The 18304-nt window shown below is 67.6% G+C and carries 8 protein-coding genes; 5 read left to right on the forward strand and 3 right to left on the reverse strand.

Translation table 11 applies throughout. The features are described from left to right. Positions 1-45 precede the first annotated feature (45 nt). Entirely contained in the window at positions 46-1323 is a 1278-nt protein-coding gene (locus ACPUER_RS15885) for an NAD(P)/FAD-dependent oxidoreductase (protein WP_425131554.1), read from the forward strand. Positions 1324-1500: 177 nt separating this feature from the next. Here the strand turns inward: ACPUER_RS15885 and ACPUER_RS15890 are convergent, their stop codons facing one another. After that, positions 1501-3846, reverse strand: a complete 2346-nt coding sequence (locus ACPUER_RS15890) for a sensor histidine kinase (protein ID WP_425131555.1) — start codon at positions 3844-3846, stop codon at positions 1501-1503. After that, positions 3839-4672 (reverse strand): response regulator, encoded by an 834-nt coding sequence (locus tag ACPUER_RS15895; RefSeq protein ID WP_425131556.1) that lies wholly within the window; start codon positions 4670-4672, stop codon positions 3839-3841. Before ACPUER_RS15895 ends, ACPUER_RS15890 begins: the two co-directional genes overlap by 8 nt. Positions 4673-6093: 1421 nt before the next feature. Here ACPUER_RS15895 and ACPUER_RS15900 point away from each other — a divergent pair. The 3 genes from ACPUER_RS15900 to uvrA all read left to right on the forward strand — a co-directional run bounded on the left by ACPUER_RS15900 (position 6094) and on the right by uvrA (position 16921). Next, complete coding sequence (locus tag ACPUER_RS15900) at positions 6094-10014, forward strand: YadA-like family protein (RefSeq protein ID WP_425131557.1); 3921 nt, start codon at positions 6094-6096, stop codon at positions 10012-10014. A gap of 89 nt (positions 10015-10103) precedes the next feature. Then, a complete protein-coding gene (locus ACPUER_RS15905) occupies positions 10104-10766 on the forward strand; it encodes an OmpA family protein (RefSeq protein WP_425131558.1) in 663 nt (220 codons plus the stop codon). Positions 10767-11017: 251 nt separating this feature from the next. Next, a complete protein-coding gene (gene uvrA / locus ACPUER_RS15910) occupies positions 11018-16921 on the forward strand; it encodes an excinuclease ABC subunit UvrA (RefSeq protein ID WP_425131559.1) in 5904 nt (1967 codons plus the stop codon). Between the two features lie 75 nt (positions 16922-16996). Here the strand turns inward: uvrA and ACPUER_RS15915 are convergent, their stop codons facing one another. Continuing rightward, positions 16997-17731 carry an ABC transporter substrate-binding protein gene (locus tag ACPUER_RS15915; RefSeq protein WP_425131560.1) on the reverse strand — a complete coding sequence of 245 codons (735 nt, stop codon included), beginning with the start codon at positions 17729-17731 and terminating at the stop codon, positions 16997-16999. Between the two features lie 198 nt (positions 17732-17929). Here ACPUER_RS15915 and ACPUER_RS15920 point away from each other — a divergent pair, with 198 nt between their 5' ends. Then, complete coding sequence (locus ACPUER_RS15920) at positions 17930-18094, forward strand: FmdB family zinc ribbon protein (protein ID WP_072440632.1); 165 nt, start codon at positions 17930-17932, stop codon at positions 18092-18094. Positions 18095-18304 lie beyond the last annotated feature (210 nt).

Below are 18304 nucleotides of genomic sequence, written 5' to 3' on the forward strand. Positions count from 1 at the left end.
CGCATGCACGTCATTCGCGGCGCCCGAATGCTCACGAAGGATCCGATGAAATTCGAATCGTACTGGCTGGATACCCGCCCCGACTTTCGCGCCGGCAGCGAAGGGCCCGTCGAAGGGCGTGCCGACGTGGTCGTGATCGGCGGTGGTTTTACCGGGTTGTCGGCGGCGCTGGCGCTCGCGCAGCGCGGCGTGTCGGTCGTGGTGCTCGAAGCCGCACAGGTTGCGGCCGAGGCATCCGGACGCAACGGCGGCCAATGCAACACCGGCGTCGCGCAGGACTACGCGTCGCTCGCCGCGCGGATCGGCGCCGCGCAGGCGAAGCAGTTCTACCGCGCCTACGAGAGCGCGGTGCGAACCGTCGAAACGATCGTTGCCGAACACGCGATCGACTGCGACTTCCGGCGTGCGGGCAAGCTGAAGCTGGCCGCGAAGCCGCAACATTTCGCGGGGCTCGCGAAGACCTTCGACGCATTGCGGCGCGACGTCGATCCGGATATCGAACTGATCGAGCCGGCGCGGATTCGCGATGAGGTCGGCTCCGACCGCTTTTACGGCGGCCTGCTGCAGCGCAACGGCGTGCAGATGCACATGGGCAAGTTCGGCGTCGGGCTCGCGCAAGCGGCCGAGCGGGCCGGCGCGCGCATCTACGAGCGTGCGGCCGTCACGCAGCTCGAGCGGCTCGATGGCGAGCGCCACGCGATCACCAGCACGCGCGGCACGATCGTGGCCGATCGCGTGCTGGTGGCGACCGGCGCATCGCAGCACGGGCCGTTCGCGTGGTTCCGGCGGCGCATCGCGCCGGTCGGCAGTTTCATCGTGGTGACCGAGCCGCTTCCCGACGAACAACTGAACCGGCTGCTTCCGCACCGCCGCGCATACGTGACGTCGCGCCAGATCGGCAATTATTTCCGCGTGACGCCCGACAATCGGCTGCTGTTCGGCGGCCGCGCGCGTTTCGCGATGTCGAGCCCGCGCTCCGACGCGAAAAGCGGCGACATCCTGCGCGCCGGGATGGCCGATTATTTCCCGGCGCTCGCGAACGTGCGGCTCGACTATTGCTGGGGCGGGCTCGTCGACATCACCGCCGACCGCCTGCCGCGTGCCGGCCAGCACGACGGCGTCTATTACTCGATGGGCTACAGCGGCCACGGCGTGCAGATGTCGGTGCACATGGGCCGCGTGATGGCCGACGTGATGTATGGCGCGGCCGCGTCGAATCCGTGGCGCGAGCTCGACTGGCCGGCGATGCCGGGCCATTTCGGGCACGCGTGGTTCCTGCCGTTCGTCGGCGCGTATTACCGGCTGCAGGACATCCTGCACTGAACGACAGGATGCGCGCCGGGCCGGCGCGGCGTGCGGCTGCCCGGCGCACGGCTTCCGGCGAATTCGGGCTGACCGCTATCGTTCGCGTCGCCCGGGTCGTCGAGCGAGCCGGGCGTCGGTGGCGTTGAACGGCGGTTGAACGACGTGCCCACTGGGTCGGCAGCGGGCGTCGCCCCGCTATCGCGTCGGCCCGACCGTATCCGTCTCGACGTCGAACGATGCATCCGCGACACGCGCGCGTTTCAGCGAGCCGGCGAGCTTCTCGATCGCATGCAGATCGAGTGCGTCGAGGTGCTCGCGCGTCGCTTGCGCGAAGGCCGCATGGTCCGGCGCGTCAGCGAACCGGCCGAGCCATTCCTCGATATCGGTGAGCCGGCCCTCGCCGGCGAGCTGGATCAGTTCGTCGAGCGCATCGTCGGACGGGCCGTGCGGTATCGGTGCGGCGCTTTCCGGTTCGGCGTCGCGCATCGGCTGAAACCGCCGGACGAGCCACGACGCCGGCACGAGCGCGTGCCCGACGGCCGGCGCGACGATCGGGAACGAGAACGACGTGCCGACGCCCGGCCGGCTGGAGACGGCCAGTTCGCCACCCATCGCGGCGACGATACGCTGCGCGATGAACAGGCCGAGCCCCGTTCCGCCGTTGACGGCCTGCACCTGCTGGTACGCACGGAAGATGTCGGCCGTTCCGGCGATGTCGATCCCGATGCCCGTATCGGCGACCTCGAACGTCAGGCGCCATGCATCGCCTTCCCGCGATGCGCGGACCGACAATGTGACCGTGCCGTCGCGCGTGAACTTCGATGCGTTGGACAGCAGGTTGAGCAGCACCTGCTGCAGCCGGATGCCGTCGATCGACAGCTTGCGCGGCAATGGCGTCAGCGGCCGATAGTCGAACCGGTTGCCCTGCTGCGAACACAGCGCGACCGCATAGTCGCCGATATCGTTCAGCAGGCCGGGCAGGTCGGTCACGTCGGGCGAAATGCCGAGCGGCTGAAGCTCGGCTTTGGTGAACGCGAGCAATTCGTCGATCAGCACGAGCTGGTAGCGGATGCTGCGGTCGATCGACCGGATCAGCCGCGCCTGGCTGCGCGTCGCGCTTTGCAGCAGCAGCTTCGCGTAGCCGTTGATTGTCGACAGTGGCGCGCGCAGGTCGTGGCTGACATAGCCGAGCGTCTCGATCTTCTGCTGCATGTGCGTTCTCGCCTGCTGCAGCGCGTCGTTGAGCGCGACCGTGCGTTTCGCCACTTCATCGCGCAGGCGATCCTGTTCGGTGAGTTGCCAGTGCTCGAGCCGCTTGCGCGCTTCGGTGCGCTGGCGGCCCACGTGATCGATCCATGCGGCCAGCACCAGCAGGTGCGTGGCGAGCCCGATGATCGCGATGACGGGGTTCGGATGGAGGCCGGATTTCAGCCAGAACAGCCAGGCCGGCATCGCATTCATTCCGTCGAGCATCCGCAGCAGGATGTTGAAGCTCGCGAACGTGACGGCGATCAGCATCACGCGGCTCGTCGGCGTGCGGCGGATCACGAGCATCAGCGCGAGGCTGATGTTCACGATGCCCATCGCCGTGTTCAGCCGCAGGCAGAACCACGTGAACGTCAGCAGGTCGCCGAACGCCGCGCCGGCCATGCCGACGCATTCGAGCGCGAGGAACGCCACATAGACCGCCCGCATCGGCATGCCGGCCTTCTCGCGGTGCGCGACCATCAGGATGAAGGCGATGAAGCACGCGACCGACAGATACGCGAAGATCTCCTCGCCGCGTGCCGACCACTCGTATGCGCCCGGCCACAGATACATCGCGGTATAGCCGCGGTACGTCGCTTCGAACAGCGTCGTGCTCAAGGCCAGTGCGGCCAGCACGACGAACATGCGGCTGCGCGAAAAGAATCCGATCAGCAGTGCGCACCATACGAGTGCGAGCAGCCCGCCGAAGAAACCGAAGTTCCACATCGCGGCGCGAAGTTCCTGCGCGTGCCACGCACCGCGGGTGAACGCGGCCGGTGCGAGCCGCATTTCCTTGCGCGACGTGATGCGGATCAGCACGGGCAGCCGTTCGCCCGCACGCAGCGTCATGTCGAGCAGCGGATAGCGGGAAGCCGGGCGATTCGCGTCGCCGCTATCCGCCGGGAATCGAGCGGCGAGCGTCCACGCGCCGCCGCGGTCGACATAAAAGTCTGCCCGGTCGACGCGTGCATCGCGAATCGCGAGCACCAGCGGGCGCTCGACGCTGTCGCGGTTGACGAGCGTCGCGCCGACCCACCACGCCGAGCGGGAAAATTCGACATTGAAAGACGGTTCGGTTGCCGCAGGTGCGTCGCGTCGCGAACGTTCGAGCCGCGCGGCCACCTCGCCGACGGACATCGCCGCGCCCGGATCCTCGACGATCGACACCGCTTCCACGCGCGCGGAGCGTCCGGATGGCTCCGTCGCGTCGGCGCGGGGCGCCGCGCACGCGGCCACCAGCGCCACCAGGAGCGGCAGGACGGCGAGCCAGCCCGACGCGCGGTGCCTATGCATCGCGCGGGTGTTCATGCGACGGGGGCGGTGCGTCGACCATCGGGCGCCGGCGCCGCCAGTCGGACGGCGTGATGCCGAAGCGCTCGCGAAACGCCGTGGCGAAATTGCCCGGCGTCGAAAAACCGATCTCCTCGGCGATGTCGCCGATTCCCATCGACGTCTCCGCGAGAAAGTGCTTCGCCGCGCGCAGTCGCGTATCGCGCAGATATTCGAACACGGTCTGGCCAAGGTGATCGCGGAACACGCGGGACAGGCGCTTCTCGTGCGTGCCGACCTGCCGCGCGAGTTCGTCGAGCGCCGGCGGGTTGCGCAGTTCGCGCAGCAGGATCTCGCTGGCCGCACGCACCAGCGCGGCGTCAGGATGATCGGGCAGTTCGGGCAGGTGCGCAAACGGCTGGCTGCGCCGCGCGCGCTTCAGGTGATTGCGGATTCGGGCGATCACCTCGGCCGGTTCGAACGGCTTCACGATGTAGTCGAGCGCGCCGGTTTCGAGCCCCGCGATCCGATCCTCGAGATCGCCCGCCGCGGTCAGGATGATGACGGGAATGTTCTGCGTCGATGGCGTGGACGCCAGCAGCCGGCACGCGGCGAAACCGTCCATGCGCGGCATCCGCACATCCATCAGGATCAGGTCGGGGGCGATGGCCTGCGCGCGGTGATAGGCCTGCAGGCCGTCGAATGCGACGCTGATCCGGCACCGCGCGGCGCGCAGGATTTCCGTCAGGAGCCGCAGGTCGTTCGGGCGGTCGTCCACGACGAGAATGTGTGCGCCAACGAGATCCGGCGTGGCGCGGAGCGACGCCGAACTGGACGAGCGGGATGCCATGGTTGCGAAAGCTTAGGGAGGTAGGCCGGGGGGCGGACTCGATGCATCTTTGTGCACGATTGTTGCAAAAAATTATATGCCGACAAAGACCCTGGCGGTGAGGATTCCGTGCGATGTGTGTGGGCATGTTTGACAGCGCCCCGGTCTGTTGCAATCACCGCAACCCGGGGGTGAAAATCGGGTGGAAAAAAATTCCGATTCCGATATTAAATATCGGATTTTATTTCCGACCGAATGGCCGCTACATCGAATTGGCCCGGACGATGAATTGCCGTTCCTTGTGTCGAGAAGGTGGCCGGCACGGCGGCAGATCGGGTTCATCAATTCACTGTCTCCGCGATTAAGGTTTTATTTATGGTCCGTTAAAAATACTTTCACATATATCCGGCTCGTCGCGCCGGATTGTATGAATGTAAATAACATCCGCTCCGGAAAACAATTTGTCCGCTCCGGAAAAGGTTTGAACGGAAGAAGCCCGGCACACTAGGCAGGACGCGGCTGGAATCGGTTCTTTGACATGACCCGGCTCTACGCGAAATTTTCTGGCGCTGCCGTCTTTTCGAGGATGCGGCATTCAATGTGACATTGAATACTGGTGGTCCCACTTTTCGGGACGACGGCGATGCGACGAGGGCTGGCACGAAGGTAATGCGGGCTTCATCGTTCGTCGAATGAACCGATATGAAAAATGATCGATGAATCATGAAGCAGATGCGAGTTTGGCACATCAGGCGACAAAAAATCGTCAAAGAAAGTAAGTAGGTTAATTCAGTGCAGGGGTCATCCGGCAGTCATCTTCCATTCCGGAAATCCGGAATCGAAGATGCGCGTCAGGATGGAAAGAGTGAGTGGGGTCGCGTCGATCGCCGGGCGGTTCGATCTTTCGAGCGGCGGTTGCGCGGAACGCACTCTCGAATCAGGCGGGCACGAAAAAACATGAACATCAAAAGCATGGCAGATCAAAGCAGCGGTTCTCCCGAACCGTTGTCGGCTGTCAGCGGCCGCGGGCCGGCGGCGCATGCATCTGCTCCGGGGGCCACGCGGGGTCATCCTCCCCCCGAATGACACTGCGTGGGCGGCGCGTCGATTCGACGCGACGTCCGTCCATCCGGCGTCGAACGACGCCCTCTCATGAGATTCGAGGTCGCCCGCGCTTCGGCGCGACGGCGTGCGCACGCGCTTGTTCCCGGAACGGCGCGCAGCGCGCCGCCTGATCCGGGCACCCGGTTTCCATGATTCGATAAACCGCGATCGTTGTCGTGCGTCGAGTGCGTCGTGCAGAGCCGTCCGGCAGTCAAGTTAGAAGTCCGAAGTAGGTTGCGGAGCGTCGCGAGGCGGGTGAAAACGGAGACGGAGACAGTCTTTGCCCGGCCGCGTTCGCTGTTGCGTCATCCAGCACATGTGAACCGAGGGAAAACAAGATGAACAAGTCGTTCAAGTCGATCTGGAACGAAGCACTGGGCGCGTGGGTCGCGGCGTCGGAGCTCGATCGTGCGCGCGGCAAGCGGGTTGCGTCGTCGAGAACAAGCGCGTCCGCGCATGCGACGGACGCGGGCTCCGCCGCGGGCATCGCGACGCCGCCGGCGCTCTCGCCCAGGCGACTCGTCATGATGATGGCGGCCGCGTATCTCGGGCTGTTTCAGGCCGGTGCGCATGCGCAATATTCTGCAGGCGGCGGCTCCGCGACCGGCGGCGCCAGTTCGGTCGCGATCGGTAATGGCTCGGTAGCGTCGCAGGTGAATGCCACCGCATACGGCAACCTGTCGACGGCGGCGGGCCTGTCGTCCACGGCGATCGGCCCCGGCGCGCATGCGATGGGCGATGGCGGGACGGCCATCGGCATCAACTCGCAGGCGACCGGCGTCAATAGCTCGGCGCTGGGCGTGCAGGCGATCGGCAGCGGCGCTTACTCGGTTGCCGTCGGCAATCTGTCGAGCGCGACCCAGAGCGGTACAGTGGCGATCGGCAGCGGCGCGGCCGCGACCGGCGTGTCGGCGGTCGGGCTCGGCAACAATGCGCTGGCGTCCGGCCAGTATGCGGCCGCGCTCGGTCTCGGGGCGAGCGCGGTGGGGGCTCAAAGCGTCTCGCTCGGCTATGCGTCGAATGCAACCAATACGGGCTCGGTCGCGCTTGGCAACCAGTCGACGAGTTCGGGCGCGGCCGGCGTCGCGGTGGGCAGCGGCGCGCTGGCTTCCGGAAATTCCGGCGTGGCGATGGGCGTCAACAGCGGCGCGAAGGGCAGCGCGTCGATCGCGATCGGCTGGGGCGGCGTGGCGGGCGTGCCCGGTTCGGGCACGCAGTCGCTCGGCGCCAATTCGATCGCGATGGGCTCGAATACGACGGCCGGTGCCGCCAATGCGATGGCGTTCGGTGTGAACACCGGTGCGTCGGGCCTCAGTTCGATCGCGATGGGCGTTCAAGCGAGCGCGACGCAGCAGTATGGCGTTGCGCTCGGCAATCTCGCGCTCGCCAGCGGCATATCGGCATCGGCGCTGGGCCCCGGGGCCACGGCGTCGGCCATCAATTCGACGGCGATCGGCATCAACAGCGTCGCGGCGGCGGGATCCACCGTGGCGATCGGCGACAGCAACTCGGTGGCCGCCACGGCGGGTGCGGGGTCGATCGCCGGCGGTAACAACTCGAAGGTGCTGGGCGGCATCGGTGCGGTGGCACTCGGCTTCGGTCAGACCGTGAGCGGCAACGGCGCGGTGGCTATCGGCGACCCGAGCACCTCGATCGGCACCGGCGCGGTGACGGCCGGTTCGAACAACACCGCGAACGGCAACGGTGCGGTGGCGATCGGCAACACGAACAATGCGCTGGGCACCGGCTCGGTCGCGCTCGGCAATACGTCGACCGCGGCGGCAGCGGGCGCGGTGGCGTTCGGCGCATCGGCGGTGGCGAACAATACGAACGACGTCGCGCTCGGCTCCGGCTCGGTGACGGCCGCGCCGAATCCGACCGCGACCGGCACCATCGGCGGCGTCACGTATACGTTCAACGGCGTCAATCCGACCAGCGTCGTCAGCGTCGGCGCGCCGGGCAGCGAGCGCCAGATCACCAACGTCGCGGCGGGGCGGATCAGCTCGACCAGCACCGACGCGATCAACGGCTCGCAGCTCGATGCGACGAACCAGGCGGTGACGTCGCTGTCGACGTCGACGTTGTCGAGCATCACGTCGTTGTCGACGTCGACTTCGACGGGGATCAGCTCGTTGTCGACGGGCCTCAGCTCGACCAACAGTTCCGTGACATCTTTGTCGACGTCCACGTCTACCGGCTTGTCGTCGGCCAACAGCGCGATCACGTCGCTGTCCACGTCGACTTCGACGGGGATCAACTCGCTGTCTACTGGCCTGAGCTCGACGAACAGCACGATCACGTCGTTGTCGACGTCGACGTCGACGGGCATCGGCTCGTTGTCGACCGGTCTGAGCTCGACGAACAGCACGATCACGTCGCTGTCCACATCGACGTCGACGGGCCTCAGCTCGCTGTCGACCGGCCTGTCCAGCACCAACAGCAACCTGACGTCGCTGTCGACGGCCACGTCGACGGGCCTCAGCTCGTTGTCCACGGGCCTCAGCTCGATCGCGTCGAACAACAACAACCTCGGCAACAGCACGGCCGGCGCGATCGGCGGCGGTTCGACCTACGATCCGACGACCGGCACGATCTCGGCGCCGTCGTACGTGACGTACAACCGCGACGGCTCGACGACGATCAACAACAACGTCGGCTCGGCGATCGACAACATCAACGCGAACGGCATCAAGTACTTCCACGCGAACTCGACCGCGCCGGACAGCCAGGCGCTGGGCCTCGACAGCGTCGCGATCGGCCCGAATGCGATCGCGCGCGTGGACGGCAGCATCGCGCTCGGCTCGGGTTCGGTGGCCGATCGCCCGGTCGTGCCGACGTCGGGGACCATGCGCAACGGCAGCGCGTCGATTCCGTTCGATACGACCGACGCGACGCTGCTCGGCGCGGTATCCGTCGGCAGTGCGACGGGCAATTCCTATCGCCAGATCACCAACGTCGCGGACGGCACCGACCAGCACGACGCGGTGACGGTGCGGCAGCTGACCGGCGCGTTGCAGTCGTTCGCGGTCACGCCCCAGAAGTACTTCCACGCGAATTCGACTGCGGCGGATTCGCTCGCGGTCGGCGCGGAATCGGTCGCGGTGGGGCCGACGACGGTCGTGAACGGCGATAACGGCGTGGGTATCGGCAACGGCGCGATCGTCGACCAGACCGCTCCTGGCGGTGTTGCGATCGGGCAGGCCGCGCATTCCGCGCAGGCCGACGCGATCGCGCTCGGCAGCGGCGCGACGGCGACCGGCGCGCAGTCCCTCGCGCAGGGCGCCAATGCGGTCGCGGTCAGCGTCGGCAGCGTCGCGCTCGGCTCGGGCGCGCGCAGCTCGGCGACCGATGCGCTCGCGCTCGGGGCCGGCGCGACGTCGACGTTCGCGAACAGCGTCGCGCTCGGCGCCGGTTCGCTGACGACGGTCGGCGCACTGACGAACTACATCGCGTACGGCCTGAGCAGCCCGCAATCGTCGGCCGGCGAAGTGAACGTCGGCAACCGGCAGATCACCGGTCTCGCGGCAGGCAAGAGCGGCACCGATGCGGTGAACGTGTCGCAGCTCGATGCGGTCGCGAACCAGCTGACGACGTTGATCGACCAGCGCACCGCGAACGGCTCGTACTCGACGAATCCGACCGGCACGAAGACCGCGCCGCTGCCGGCCGGCTCGAATTCGTCGGCGGGCGGCTCGGGTGCGGTGGCATCGGGCTCGAACAGCACGGCGGTCGGCAACAGTTCGACGGCGTCCGGCAACGGCTCGACCGCGATCGGCGTCGGCGCGGTGTCGTCGGGCAACAACTCGACCGCGATCGGCGCCGGCAGCAACGACGGCGGCCGGTCGAACGTGGTCGCGGTCGGCTCGGCGGATGCGCCGCGGCAGGTCGCCAACGTCGCGGCGGGCACGCAGGGCACCGACGCGGTGAACGTCAATCAGCTGAATGCCGTATCGAACCAGTTCACGCAGTCGCTGAACACGGTCAACAACCAGCTCACGCAGATGCAGCAGCAGATCCAGCAGACCGACTCGATGGCGCGCCAAGGGATTGCCGCAACCGCCGCGATCGCGTCGATTCCGCACATGGACCGCGACTCCAATTTCGCGATGGGGGTCGGTACTTCGACGTTCCTCGGTCAGAAGGCCATGGCGGTCGGCGTGCAGGCGCGCATCACGGAGAACCTGAAGGCGACGTTGAACGGCGGTTTCGCCGGCAGCCAGCGCGTCGTCGGCGCCGGTATGTTGTATCAGTGGAAGTGAGCGAGCGCGAACCACACGGAACGCACGCGAATGCGGCTGTGCCGCGCGCACCGCATTCGCTGCGCCCATCGCATTTTCGGAGTCATCAAGTGAAAAAACACCATCTTGCATTGCTGGCGTCCGTCGTTTCCCTGACTGCGTGTTCGAGCGCATCGGGGCCGACGTTCAACGCGTACGAACTGCAGCCGCGCGACGGCATTCGAACCTTCCGGGTGGACTGCCACGGCATCCTGTCGAGCGAGAAGACCTGCATGAAAGTCGCGACGCGCATGTGCGGCAGCGACGCCGTGCGCACGGTCGATTCCACGGCGCCGTTCCGCGAAGGCGCCGATCCGCGCTCGCTCGTGTTCCAGTGCGGCGCGCCCGCCGCGCCGGCCCCGGCAGCCGCGCCGGCCGCACCGGCGGCCGCCGAGAAAGTCAGCCTGACGGGCGATGCGTACTTTGCGACCGACTCCGCCGCGCTGACGCCCACCGCGCAGGCTGCGCTCGACGCGTTGCTGAATCGTCAGGGCGACAAGCATTACTCGCGCGTGGACGTGACCGGCTATACCGACTCGACCGGCTCGGATGCGCACAATCTGTCGCTGTCGCGGCGGCGTGCGGAGGCGGTCGCGGCCTATTTGCGCGAGCATGGGCTGAAGGCGGATTCGTTCGCGGCGACGGGGCGCGGCGAGGCCGATCCGGCCGCGTCGAACGATACGGCGGAAGGGCGCGCGCGCAACCGCCGCGTGGAAATCCTGCTGCAGAAGTAGCCGCAGCGACACGGCATCGACACGCGCGAGCGTCGCAACCGGCGGCGCGCGTGCCGCCGCCGCTTTGCCGGCCTGCCCGGTGGCGGGATCGCGATCCCGCCATGGAAAACTGTATGAATATACAGTATAGTATCCGTCGAACTCGAGCCGCCCGGGCATGATCCGGGCGGCTCGCGCGCCGCGCCTGCGGGCATTCGCCGCAGCGTTCCGGCACCGTGAACCCTGGCTAACTCATTCGACGGGCAGGCAAATTGTCATCCAGCAATCTGATCCGCATTCGCGGAGCACGTCAGCACAACCTCAAGAATATCGATCTCGACCTGCGCACCGGCGAAATGACGGTCGTCACCGGCCCGTCGGGCTCCGGCAAGTCGAGTCTCGTGTTCGACACGCTGTACGCGGAAGGCCAGCGGCGCTACGTCGAAACCTTCAGCGCGTACGCGCGGCAGTTTCTCGACCGGATGGACCGCCCGCAGGTCGATCGCGTCGACGGCGTGCCGCCCGCGATCGCGATCGACCAGACCAACCCGGTGCGCAGCTCGCGCTCGACCGTCGGCACGATGACCGAGCTGAACGATCACCTGAAGCTGCTGTACGCGCGCGCGGCCGAGCTGTTCGACCGCAAGACCGCGCGGCGGGTGCGGCACGACACGCCGGAGACGATCTACGCGGAGCTCGTGGCGCGCACGCAGGCGGACGATCCGCGGGTCGTCGTCACGTTTCCGGTCGAGTTGCCGGACTCGGCATCCGACGAAGAAGTCACGCAATGGCTGTCCGCGAGCGGCTATACGCGCGTGCAGGCGCAGCGCGAAGTCGCGTCGCCCACCGGGCCGCGCAAGGTGCTCGACGTGGTGGCCGACCGCTTCCGCGTGCAGCAGGCCGACAAGGTGCGCGTCGTCGAGGCGATCGAGGCGTCGCTGAAGCGCGGCGGCGGGCGCGTGAACGTCTACGTGCTCGCGGCTGAGCCGGAAAACGCGGTCGGCACGCCCGCGGAGCCGCAGGTGTGGCGCTTCTCCACCGGGCTCCATGATCCCGACAGCGACCTGCGCTACGCGGAGCCGCAGGCGGCGCTGTTCTCGTTCAACTCGGCCTACGGCGCGTGCGAAACCTGCCGCGGCTTCGGCCGCGTGATCGGCGTCGATCTCGGCCTCGTGATTCCCGACGCGCGCAAGACGCTGCGCGGCGGCGCGATCAAGCCGATGCAGACGCCTGCATGGAAGGAGTGCCAGGACGACCTGATGCGCTACGCGGCGAAGGCCGACATCCGGCGCGATGTGCCGTGGGCCGAGCTGACGGACGCCGAGCGCGACTGGGTCGTCAACGGTTCGCCGGACTGGAACGGCAAGTGGCAGAGCCAGTGGTACGGCGTGAAGCGCTTCTTCGGCTACCTCGAATCGAAGGCGTACAAGATGCATATCCGCGTGCTGCTGTCGAAATACCGCAGCTACACGCCGTGCGACGTGTGCGGCGGCGCGCGCCTGAAGACGGAATCGCTGCAATGGCGGCTCGGCTCGAAAGAGAATGCCGACGGCGTGCTCGCGCCGGCCGATCGTTTCATGCCGCGCGGCGTCGACTGGAGCCGCGCGCAGCTCGAAGCGCTGCCGGGCCTGACCGTGCACGACCTGATGCTGCTGCCGATCGAGCGCATCCGCCGGTTCTTCGACGAAGTCAGCCTGCCGAGCGCGCTGCTCGACGACGCGCTGAAGCTGCTGCTCGCCGAAGTGCGTACGCGCCTGAAATACCTGTGCGACGTGGGGCTCGGCTACCTGACGCTCGACCGGCAGAGCCGCACGCTGTCGGGCGGCGAGGTGCAGCGGATCAACCTGACGACGGCGCTCGGCACGTCGCTCACGAAAACCCTGTTCGTGCTCGACGAACCGAGCATCGGGCTGCATCCGCGCGATCTCACGCGGATCGTCGAGGCGATGCAGCGGCTGCGCGACGCGGGCAATACGCTGGTCGTCGTCGAGCACGATCCGTCGGTGATGCTCGCGGCCGACCGGCTGATCGACATGGGCCCCGGCCCGGGCGAGCGCGGCGGCACGATCGTCTACGACGGCACGCCGGCCGACATCCGTTCGGCGCATACGCTGACGGGCGAATACCTCGGCGGCCGCAAGCATGTCGCGCATGCGTCGAACTGGGCGCGCCGGCCGGTCGACGCGCACACGCCGCGCATCGTGCTCGGCGGCGCGAGCGAGCACAACCTGCGCGACGTGACGGTCGAGATTCCGTTGCAGCGCCTCGTGTGCGTGACAGGCGTGTCGGGTTCCGGCAAATCCACGCTGCTGCAGGACGTGCTCTATCCGGCGATGGCGCGGCACCACGGCAAGGCGACCGAGTCGCCGGGCGCGTACCGCAGCCTGACGGGCGCCGACCAGGTGGGCGACGTCGTATTCGTCGACCAGTCGCCGATCGGCAAGACCACGCGCTCGAACCCGGCGAGCTATGTCGGCGCGTTCGACGAGATCCGCAAGCTGTTCGCGAAGGCGCCGCTCGCGCTGCAACGCGGCTACGGCGCCGGCACGTTCAGCTTCAACTCGGGCGACGGCCGTTGCCCGACCTGCGGCGGCTCGGGCTTCGAGCACATCGAGATGCAGTTCCTGAGCGACGTGTACCTGCGTTGCCCGGATTGCGACGGCAGCCGCTACCGCGCCGAGATTCTCGAGGTGCGCATCGAGCGCGACGGCCGCGCGCTGAACATCGCCGACGTGCTCGACCTGACCGTCAGCGAAGCGGCCGCGTTCTTCGCGACCGACGCCGAGGTGCTGCGCGTGCTGCAGCCGATCGTCGATGTCGGGCTCGAATACGTGAAGCTCGGCCAGCCGGTGCCGACGCTGTCGGGCGGCGAAGCGCAGCGCCTGAAGCTGGCCGGTTTCCTCGCCGAATCCGCGGCGGCGGTCAACGGCCGCCGGGTCGTCACGGAAGAGGCGCGTGTCGCGCGTGCGCGGCTGTTCATGTTCGACGAGCCGACCACCGGGCTGCACTTCGACGACATCGCGAAGCTGATGCAGGCGTTCGGCAAGCTGCTCGCGGCCGGCCATTCGCTGATCGTGATCGAGCACAACCTCGACGTGATCCGCGCGGCCGACTGGCTGATCGATCTCGGCCCGGAAGGCGGCGACGGCGGCGGCCTCGTGCTGTGCGCGGGCACGCCCGACGACGTGAAGGCGTGCGCCGAATCGCATACGGGCGTTGCGCTGCTGCAGTACGACCGCGCGATGGATGCCGAAGCGCCGCTCGGCGACGAAGGCGTGCCGCTGCAGGCCGTGCTGAACGCCGCGCGCGAACGGCGCGCGATCGAAGGCGAGGATGTCGTGCGGATCGTCAACGCGCGCGAGCACAACCTGAAGTCGCTCGACGTCGATATCCCGCACGGCAAGTTCAACGTGATCACCGGCGTGTCGGGTTCCGGCAAGTCGACGCTCGCGTTCGACATCCTGTTCCACGAAGGCCAGCGCCGCTACCTCGAATCGCTGAATGCGTATGCGCGCTCGATCGTGCAGCCGGCCGGGCGCCCCGAAGTCGACGCGGTGTACGGCATTCCGCCGACCGTCGCGATCGAGCAGCGGCTGTCGCGCGGCGGCCGCAAGAGCACGGTCGCGACGACGTCCGAAGTCTGGCACTTCCTGCGGCTGCTGTATGTGAAGCTCGGCTTGCAGCATTGCATCCACGACGGCACGCCGGTCACGTCGCAGTCCGTCGAATCGATCGCCGCGCAGTTGCTGCGCGATCATCGCGGCGAGCACGTCGGGCTGCTCGCGCCGCTCGTCGTCAACCGCAAGGGCGTGTATACCGATCTCGCGAAGTGGGCGAAGGCGCGCGGCAGCACGCATCTGCGCGTCGACGGCGAGTTCGTCACGGTCGATCCGTGGCCGAAGCTCGACCGCTTCCGCGAGCACACGATCGAGCTGCCGGTCGCCGATATCGTCGTGTCGCCGGACAACGAGGCCGAGTTGCGGCGCGTGCTCGACGAAACGCTCGAACTCGGCAAGGGCGTGATGCATCTGCTCGCGCCGCTCGACGGGCTGCACGATGCGATGCAGAACGACCATTCGACCGCGCGCGTCGGCGCGGTCAAGGTGCTGTCGGTCAAGCGTGCGTGCCCGGTGTGCGGCACGAGTTATCCGGAGCTGGACCCGCGGATGTTCTCGTACAACAGCAAGCACGGCTGGTGCACGACCTGCGTCGGCACCGGCGTCACGCTCACGCGCGAACAGCGCGCCGCGTACGACGACACGGTGCTTGCCGAGGACGGCCGCGGCCGCGAGCAGACGCTGCCGTCGGACGAGCAGGAACCGGAAGGCGTCGGCAACGAGCCGTGCCCGGATTGCGGCGGCACGCGGCTGAACCCGTCCGCGCGCGCGGTCACGTTCGACGCGCATCCGATCGTCGAGGTCGCGCAGTGGACGGTGTCGGATACGCGGCGCTGGATCGACGGGCTGGAACTCACCGGGCGCGACGCGCAGATCGCGCGCGACATCGTCAGCGAGATCGGCAGCCGCCTCGCGTTTCTCGAGGAAGTCGGGCTCGGCTACCTGAGCCTCGACCGTGCGGCGCCGAGCCTGTCGGGCGGCGAAGCGCAGCGCATCCGGCTCGCCGCGCAGCTCGGCAGCAACCTGCAGGGCGTCTGCTACGTGCTCGACGAGCCGACGATCGGCCTGCATCCGCGCGACAACCAGATCCTGCTGGACGCGCTGCGCAAGCTCGGCGACAAGGGCAATACGCTGGTCGTCGTCGAGCACGACGAAGACACGATCCGCCGCGCCGATCACATCATCGACGTCGGCCCGGGCGCCGGCAAGCGCGGCGGCACGCTGGTCGCGCAGGGCGCGGTCGCGGATCTCGCCGCGCAGTCCGATTCGGTGACGGGGCGCCTGCTCGCGCAGCCGATGACGCATCCGCTGCAGCCGCGCCGTGCCGTGAGTCTGCCGGGCAGGAAGGGCGGGCCGGCGGTGCCGGAGGCCTGGCTGACCGTGCATGGCGCACGGCTGCACAACCTGCGCGACGTCACGGTCGGCATTCCGCTCGCGCGGCTCGTCGCGGTGACGGGCGTCAGCGGGTCGGGCAAGTCGACGCTCGCGCGCGACGTGCTGATGACGAACCTGCTCGACGCGGTCGGCCGCTCGGTGCTGTCGTCGCCGGCCACGCGGCGCGCGCGCAAGGCCGCGCAGCAGGACGCGCCGGCGGCCAACCGCCGCTCGAGCGTGCTCGCGCGCAGTGCGCCGCGGCCGTCGCTGAACGTCACGCATGCGTGGCAGGGCTGCGAGTCGTTGAGCGGCTGGGAACAGATCGATCGCGTGCTCGAAGTCGATCAAACGCCGATCGGCAAGACGCCGCGTTCGTGCCCGGCCACCTATATCGGCGTGTGGGACACGATCCGCAAGCTGTTCGCGGACACGCTGGAAGCGCGCGCCCGCGGCTATACGGCGTCGCGTTTCTCGTTCAATACCGGCGACGGACGCTGCCCCGCGTGCGAAGGGCAAGGCGTGCGCACGATCGGCATGAGCTTCCTGCCCGACGTGAAGGTGCCGTGCGACGTGTGCCACGGGCAGCGCTTCAACCCGGAGACGCTCGCGGTCACGTGGCGCGGCCGGAACATCGGCGACGTGCTGACGATGGAGATCGACGAGGCAGTGGAGTTCTTTGCGCCGATCTCGAACATCGCGCATCCGCTGCAGCTGATGAAGGATGTCGGCCTCGGCTACCTGACGCTCGGCCAGCCGTCGCCGACGTTGTCCGGCGGCGAGGCGCAGCGCATCAAGCTCGTCACCGAGCTGACGAAGGTGCGCGACGACATCACGCGGCGCGGCCAGAAGGCGCCACATACGCTGTACGTGCTCGACGAACCGACGGTCGGCCTGCACATGGCGGACGTCGCGAAGCTGATTCGCGTGCTGCATCGGCTGGTCGACGCGGGGCATAGCGTCGTCGTGATCGAGCATGACCTCGACGTGATCGCTGAAGCCGACTGGATCATCGATCTCGGGCCGGAGGGTGGCGTGGGCGGCGGCACGATCGTCGCGGCGGCGCCGCCGGAAGCGCTCGTGAAGGTGGGCGCGAGCCACACGGGGCAAGCGCTGAAGCCGGTGCTCGCGCGCACAGCGGCGGATGAGGGGGAAGCCGAGCGGCAGGGGGAAGCGCGGGTCGGTTGAATGCGGCGCTTCGGATGAGCGGCTCCGGTGTCGGTTCAGACACCGGGGCCGTTTTTATTTCACGCGTTTTTTCGGTCAGGCTGGCGGTGCGACGGACGCGCCGGTGATGCCGTGCCGCCGCAGCGAATCCGCGACGAAGCCCGACGCCTTCATGTCCTCGACGAATTCGTTCAGCGCCGCCGCGGCCGCCTCGCCGCGGCTCTTCGGCACGCCCATCGCCTGCCGGATCACCATGAACCGCTCGTCGAGCAGGCGCAGGCCCGTTGTCTTCGCGGCGTCGGCTTCGAGTTGCTGCTTCACGCCGGCCGCCACTTCGAGTTGCTGTTCGACGAACGTCTGCACGACGGCCTGCGACGTCGGCGCGCGCACGATCTGCGCGGCCCTCAGTTCGCGCGTGAGGAACAGGTCGTATGCGCTGCCCTTGCCGACGGTCACGCGGTTGTGCGGCAGGTCGACGTCCTCGTTCGTGCGGATCGGCGAAGCGTCGCGCACGAGATAGAAACCCTCGATCAGCACGTACGGCGCGGTGAACGCGACCGTTTCGCCGCGCAGCGGATCGACCGCGAAGAAGCCGAAATCGGCGCGCTCTTCGGTCAGCGCCTGCACTGATTTCCCGGCGGCGTCGAACACGACGAGTTCCAGCTCGGCCGACAGGCGCTCGGCGAACGCGCGCGCCAGATCGATCGACACGCCGAACGGTTCGCCGGTGGCCGGATCGCGGTTCGCGAGGATCGGGTTGCCGAGATTGATCGACGCGCGCAGCTTGCCGGTTGGGGTGAAGGCGGAGAGGATGGCAGGGGCGAGGGGCATGGGGGGCTCGTTTGGGGGCGGATGGCGATGGTGCATCGACGTTGAGCTTATCACCGGGCCGTGGGGGAGCAGCGTGTTGTGGTGATGGAGGATTAGTGTCTGCACATGTCCTGCACTACAATTCTTCATCTGGGGTGCTGGACGCCGTCCGGGCTTCGTCCGTGGCGACACTCGCAAGCTTCGTGCCGGAGGGATGCCGTGCCTACTTACCAATACCGTTGTGAGAAGTGTGGCGAGACGTTCGAACATGTTGAACATCTCGCGGAGCATGAAACCGCTCACCCGCAATGTCCGAAATGTGGAAGCGAACAGGTTCAGCATGCGCCCACGTCATTTGTAGCTAAGACGTCGAGCAAGAGTTGAGCCCGGTTCGCCAGCATCAATGCACTTTTTTTGTGCGGTGATCCTTCCCGAGGCGAGAGACGCCTGCCCGGGGGATTAACGGCGGCGTATAAAACTTGTTCGCTGGCTAAATTGGCTGAGTTCGGCCAGGAGCAGCCGTTCGACATCAAGACGTAGATCGCCGACAATCTACGTCACTCGCGGAACTGCTGCTTGCTGCAAGTTCCATCG

This window comes from Burkholderia sp. DN3021 (assembly GCF_049805555.1).
Lineage (GTDB): Bacteria > Pseudomonadota > Gammaproteobacteria > Burkholderiales > Burkholderiaceae > Burkholderia > Burkholderia pyrrocinia_C.

Coding starts and splice junctions, on each gene's coding strand:
- ACPUER_RS15885 (WP_425131554.1), top strand. CDS start 46: ATGAAATTCGAATCGTACTGGCTGGATACCCGCCCCGACTTTCGCGCC.
- ACPUER_RS15890 (WP_425131555.1), bottom strand. CDS start 3,846: ATGCATAGGCACCGCGCGTCGGGCTGGCTCGCCGTCCTGCCGCTCCTG.
- ACPUER_RS15895 (WP_425131556.1), bottom strand. CDS start 4,672: ATGGCATCCCGCTCGTCCAGTTCGGCGTCGCTCCGCGCCACGCCGGAT.
- ACPUER_RS15900 (WP_425131557.1), top strand. CDS start 6,094: ATGAACAAGTCGTTCAAGTCGATCTGGAACGAAGCACTGGGCGCGTGG.
- ACPUER_RS15915 (WP_425131560.1), bottom strand. CDS start 17,731: ATGCCCCTCGCCCCTGCCATCCTCTCCGCCTTCACCCCAACCGGCAAG.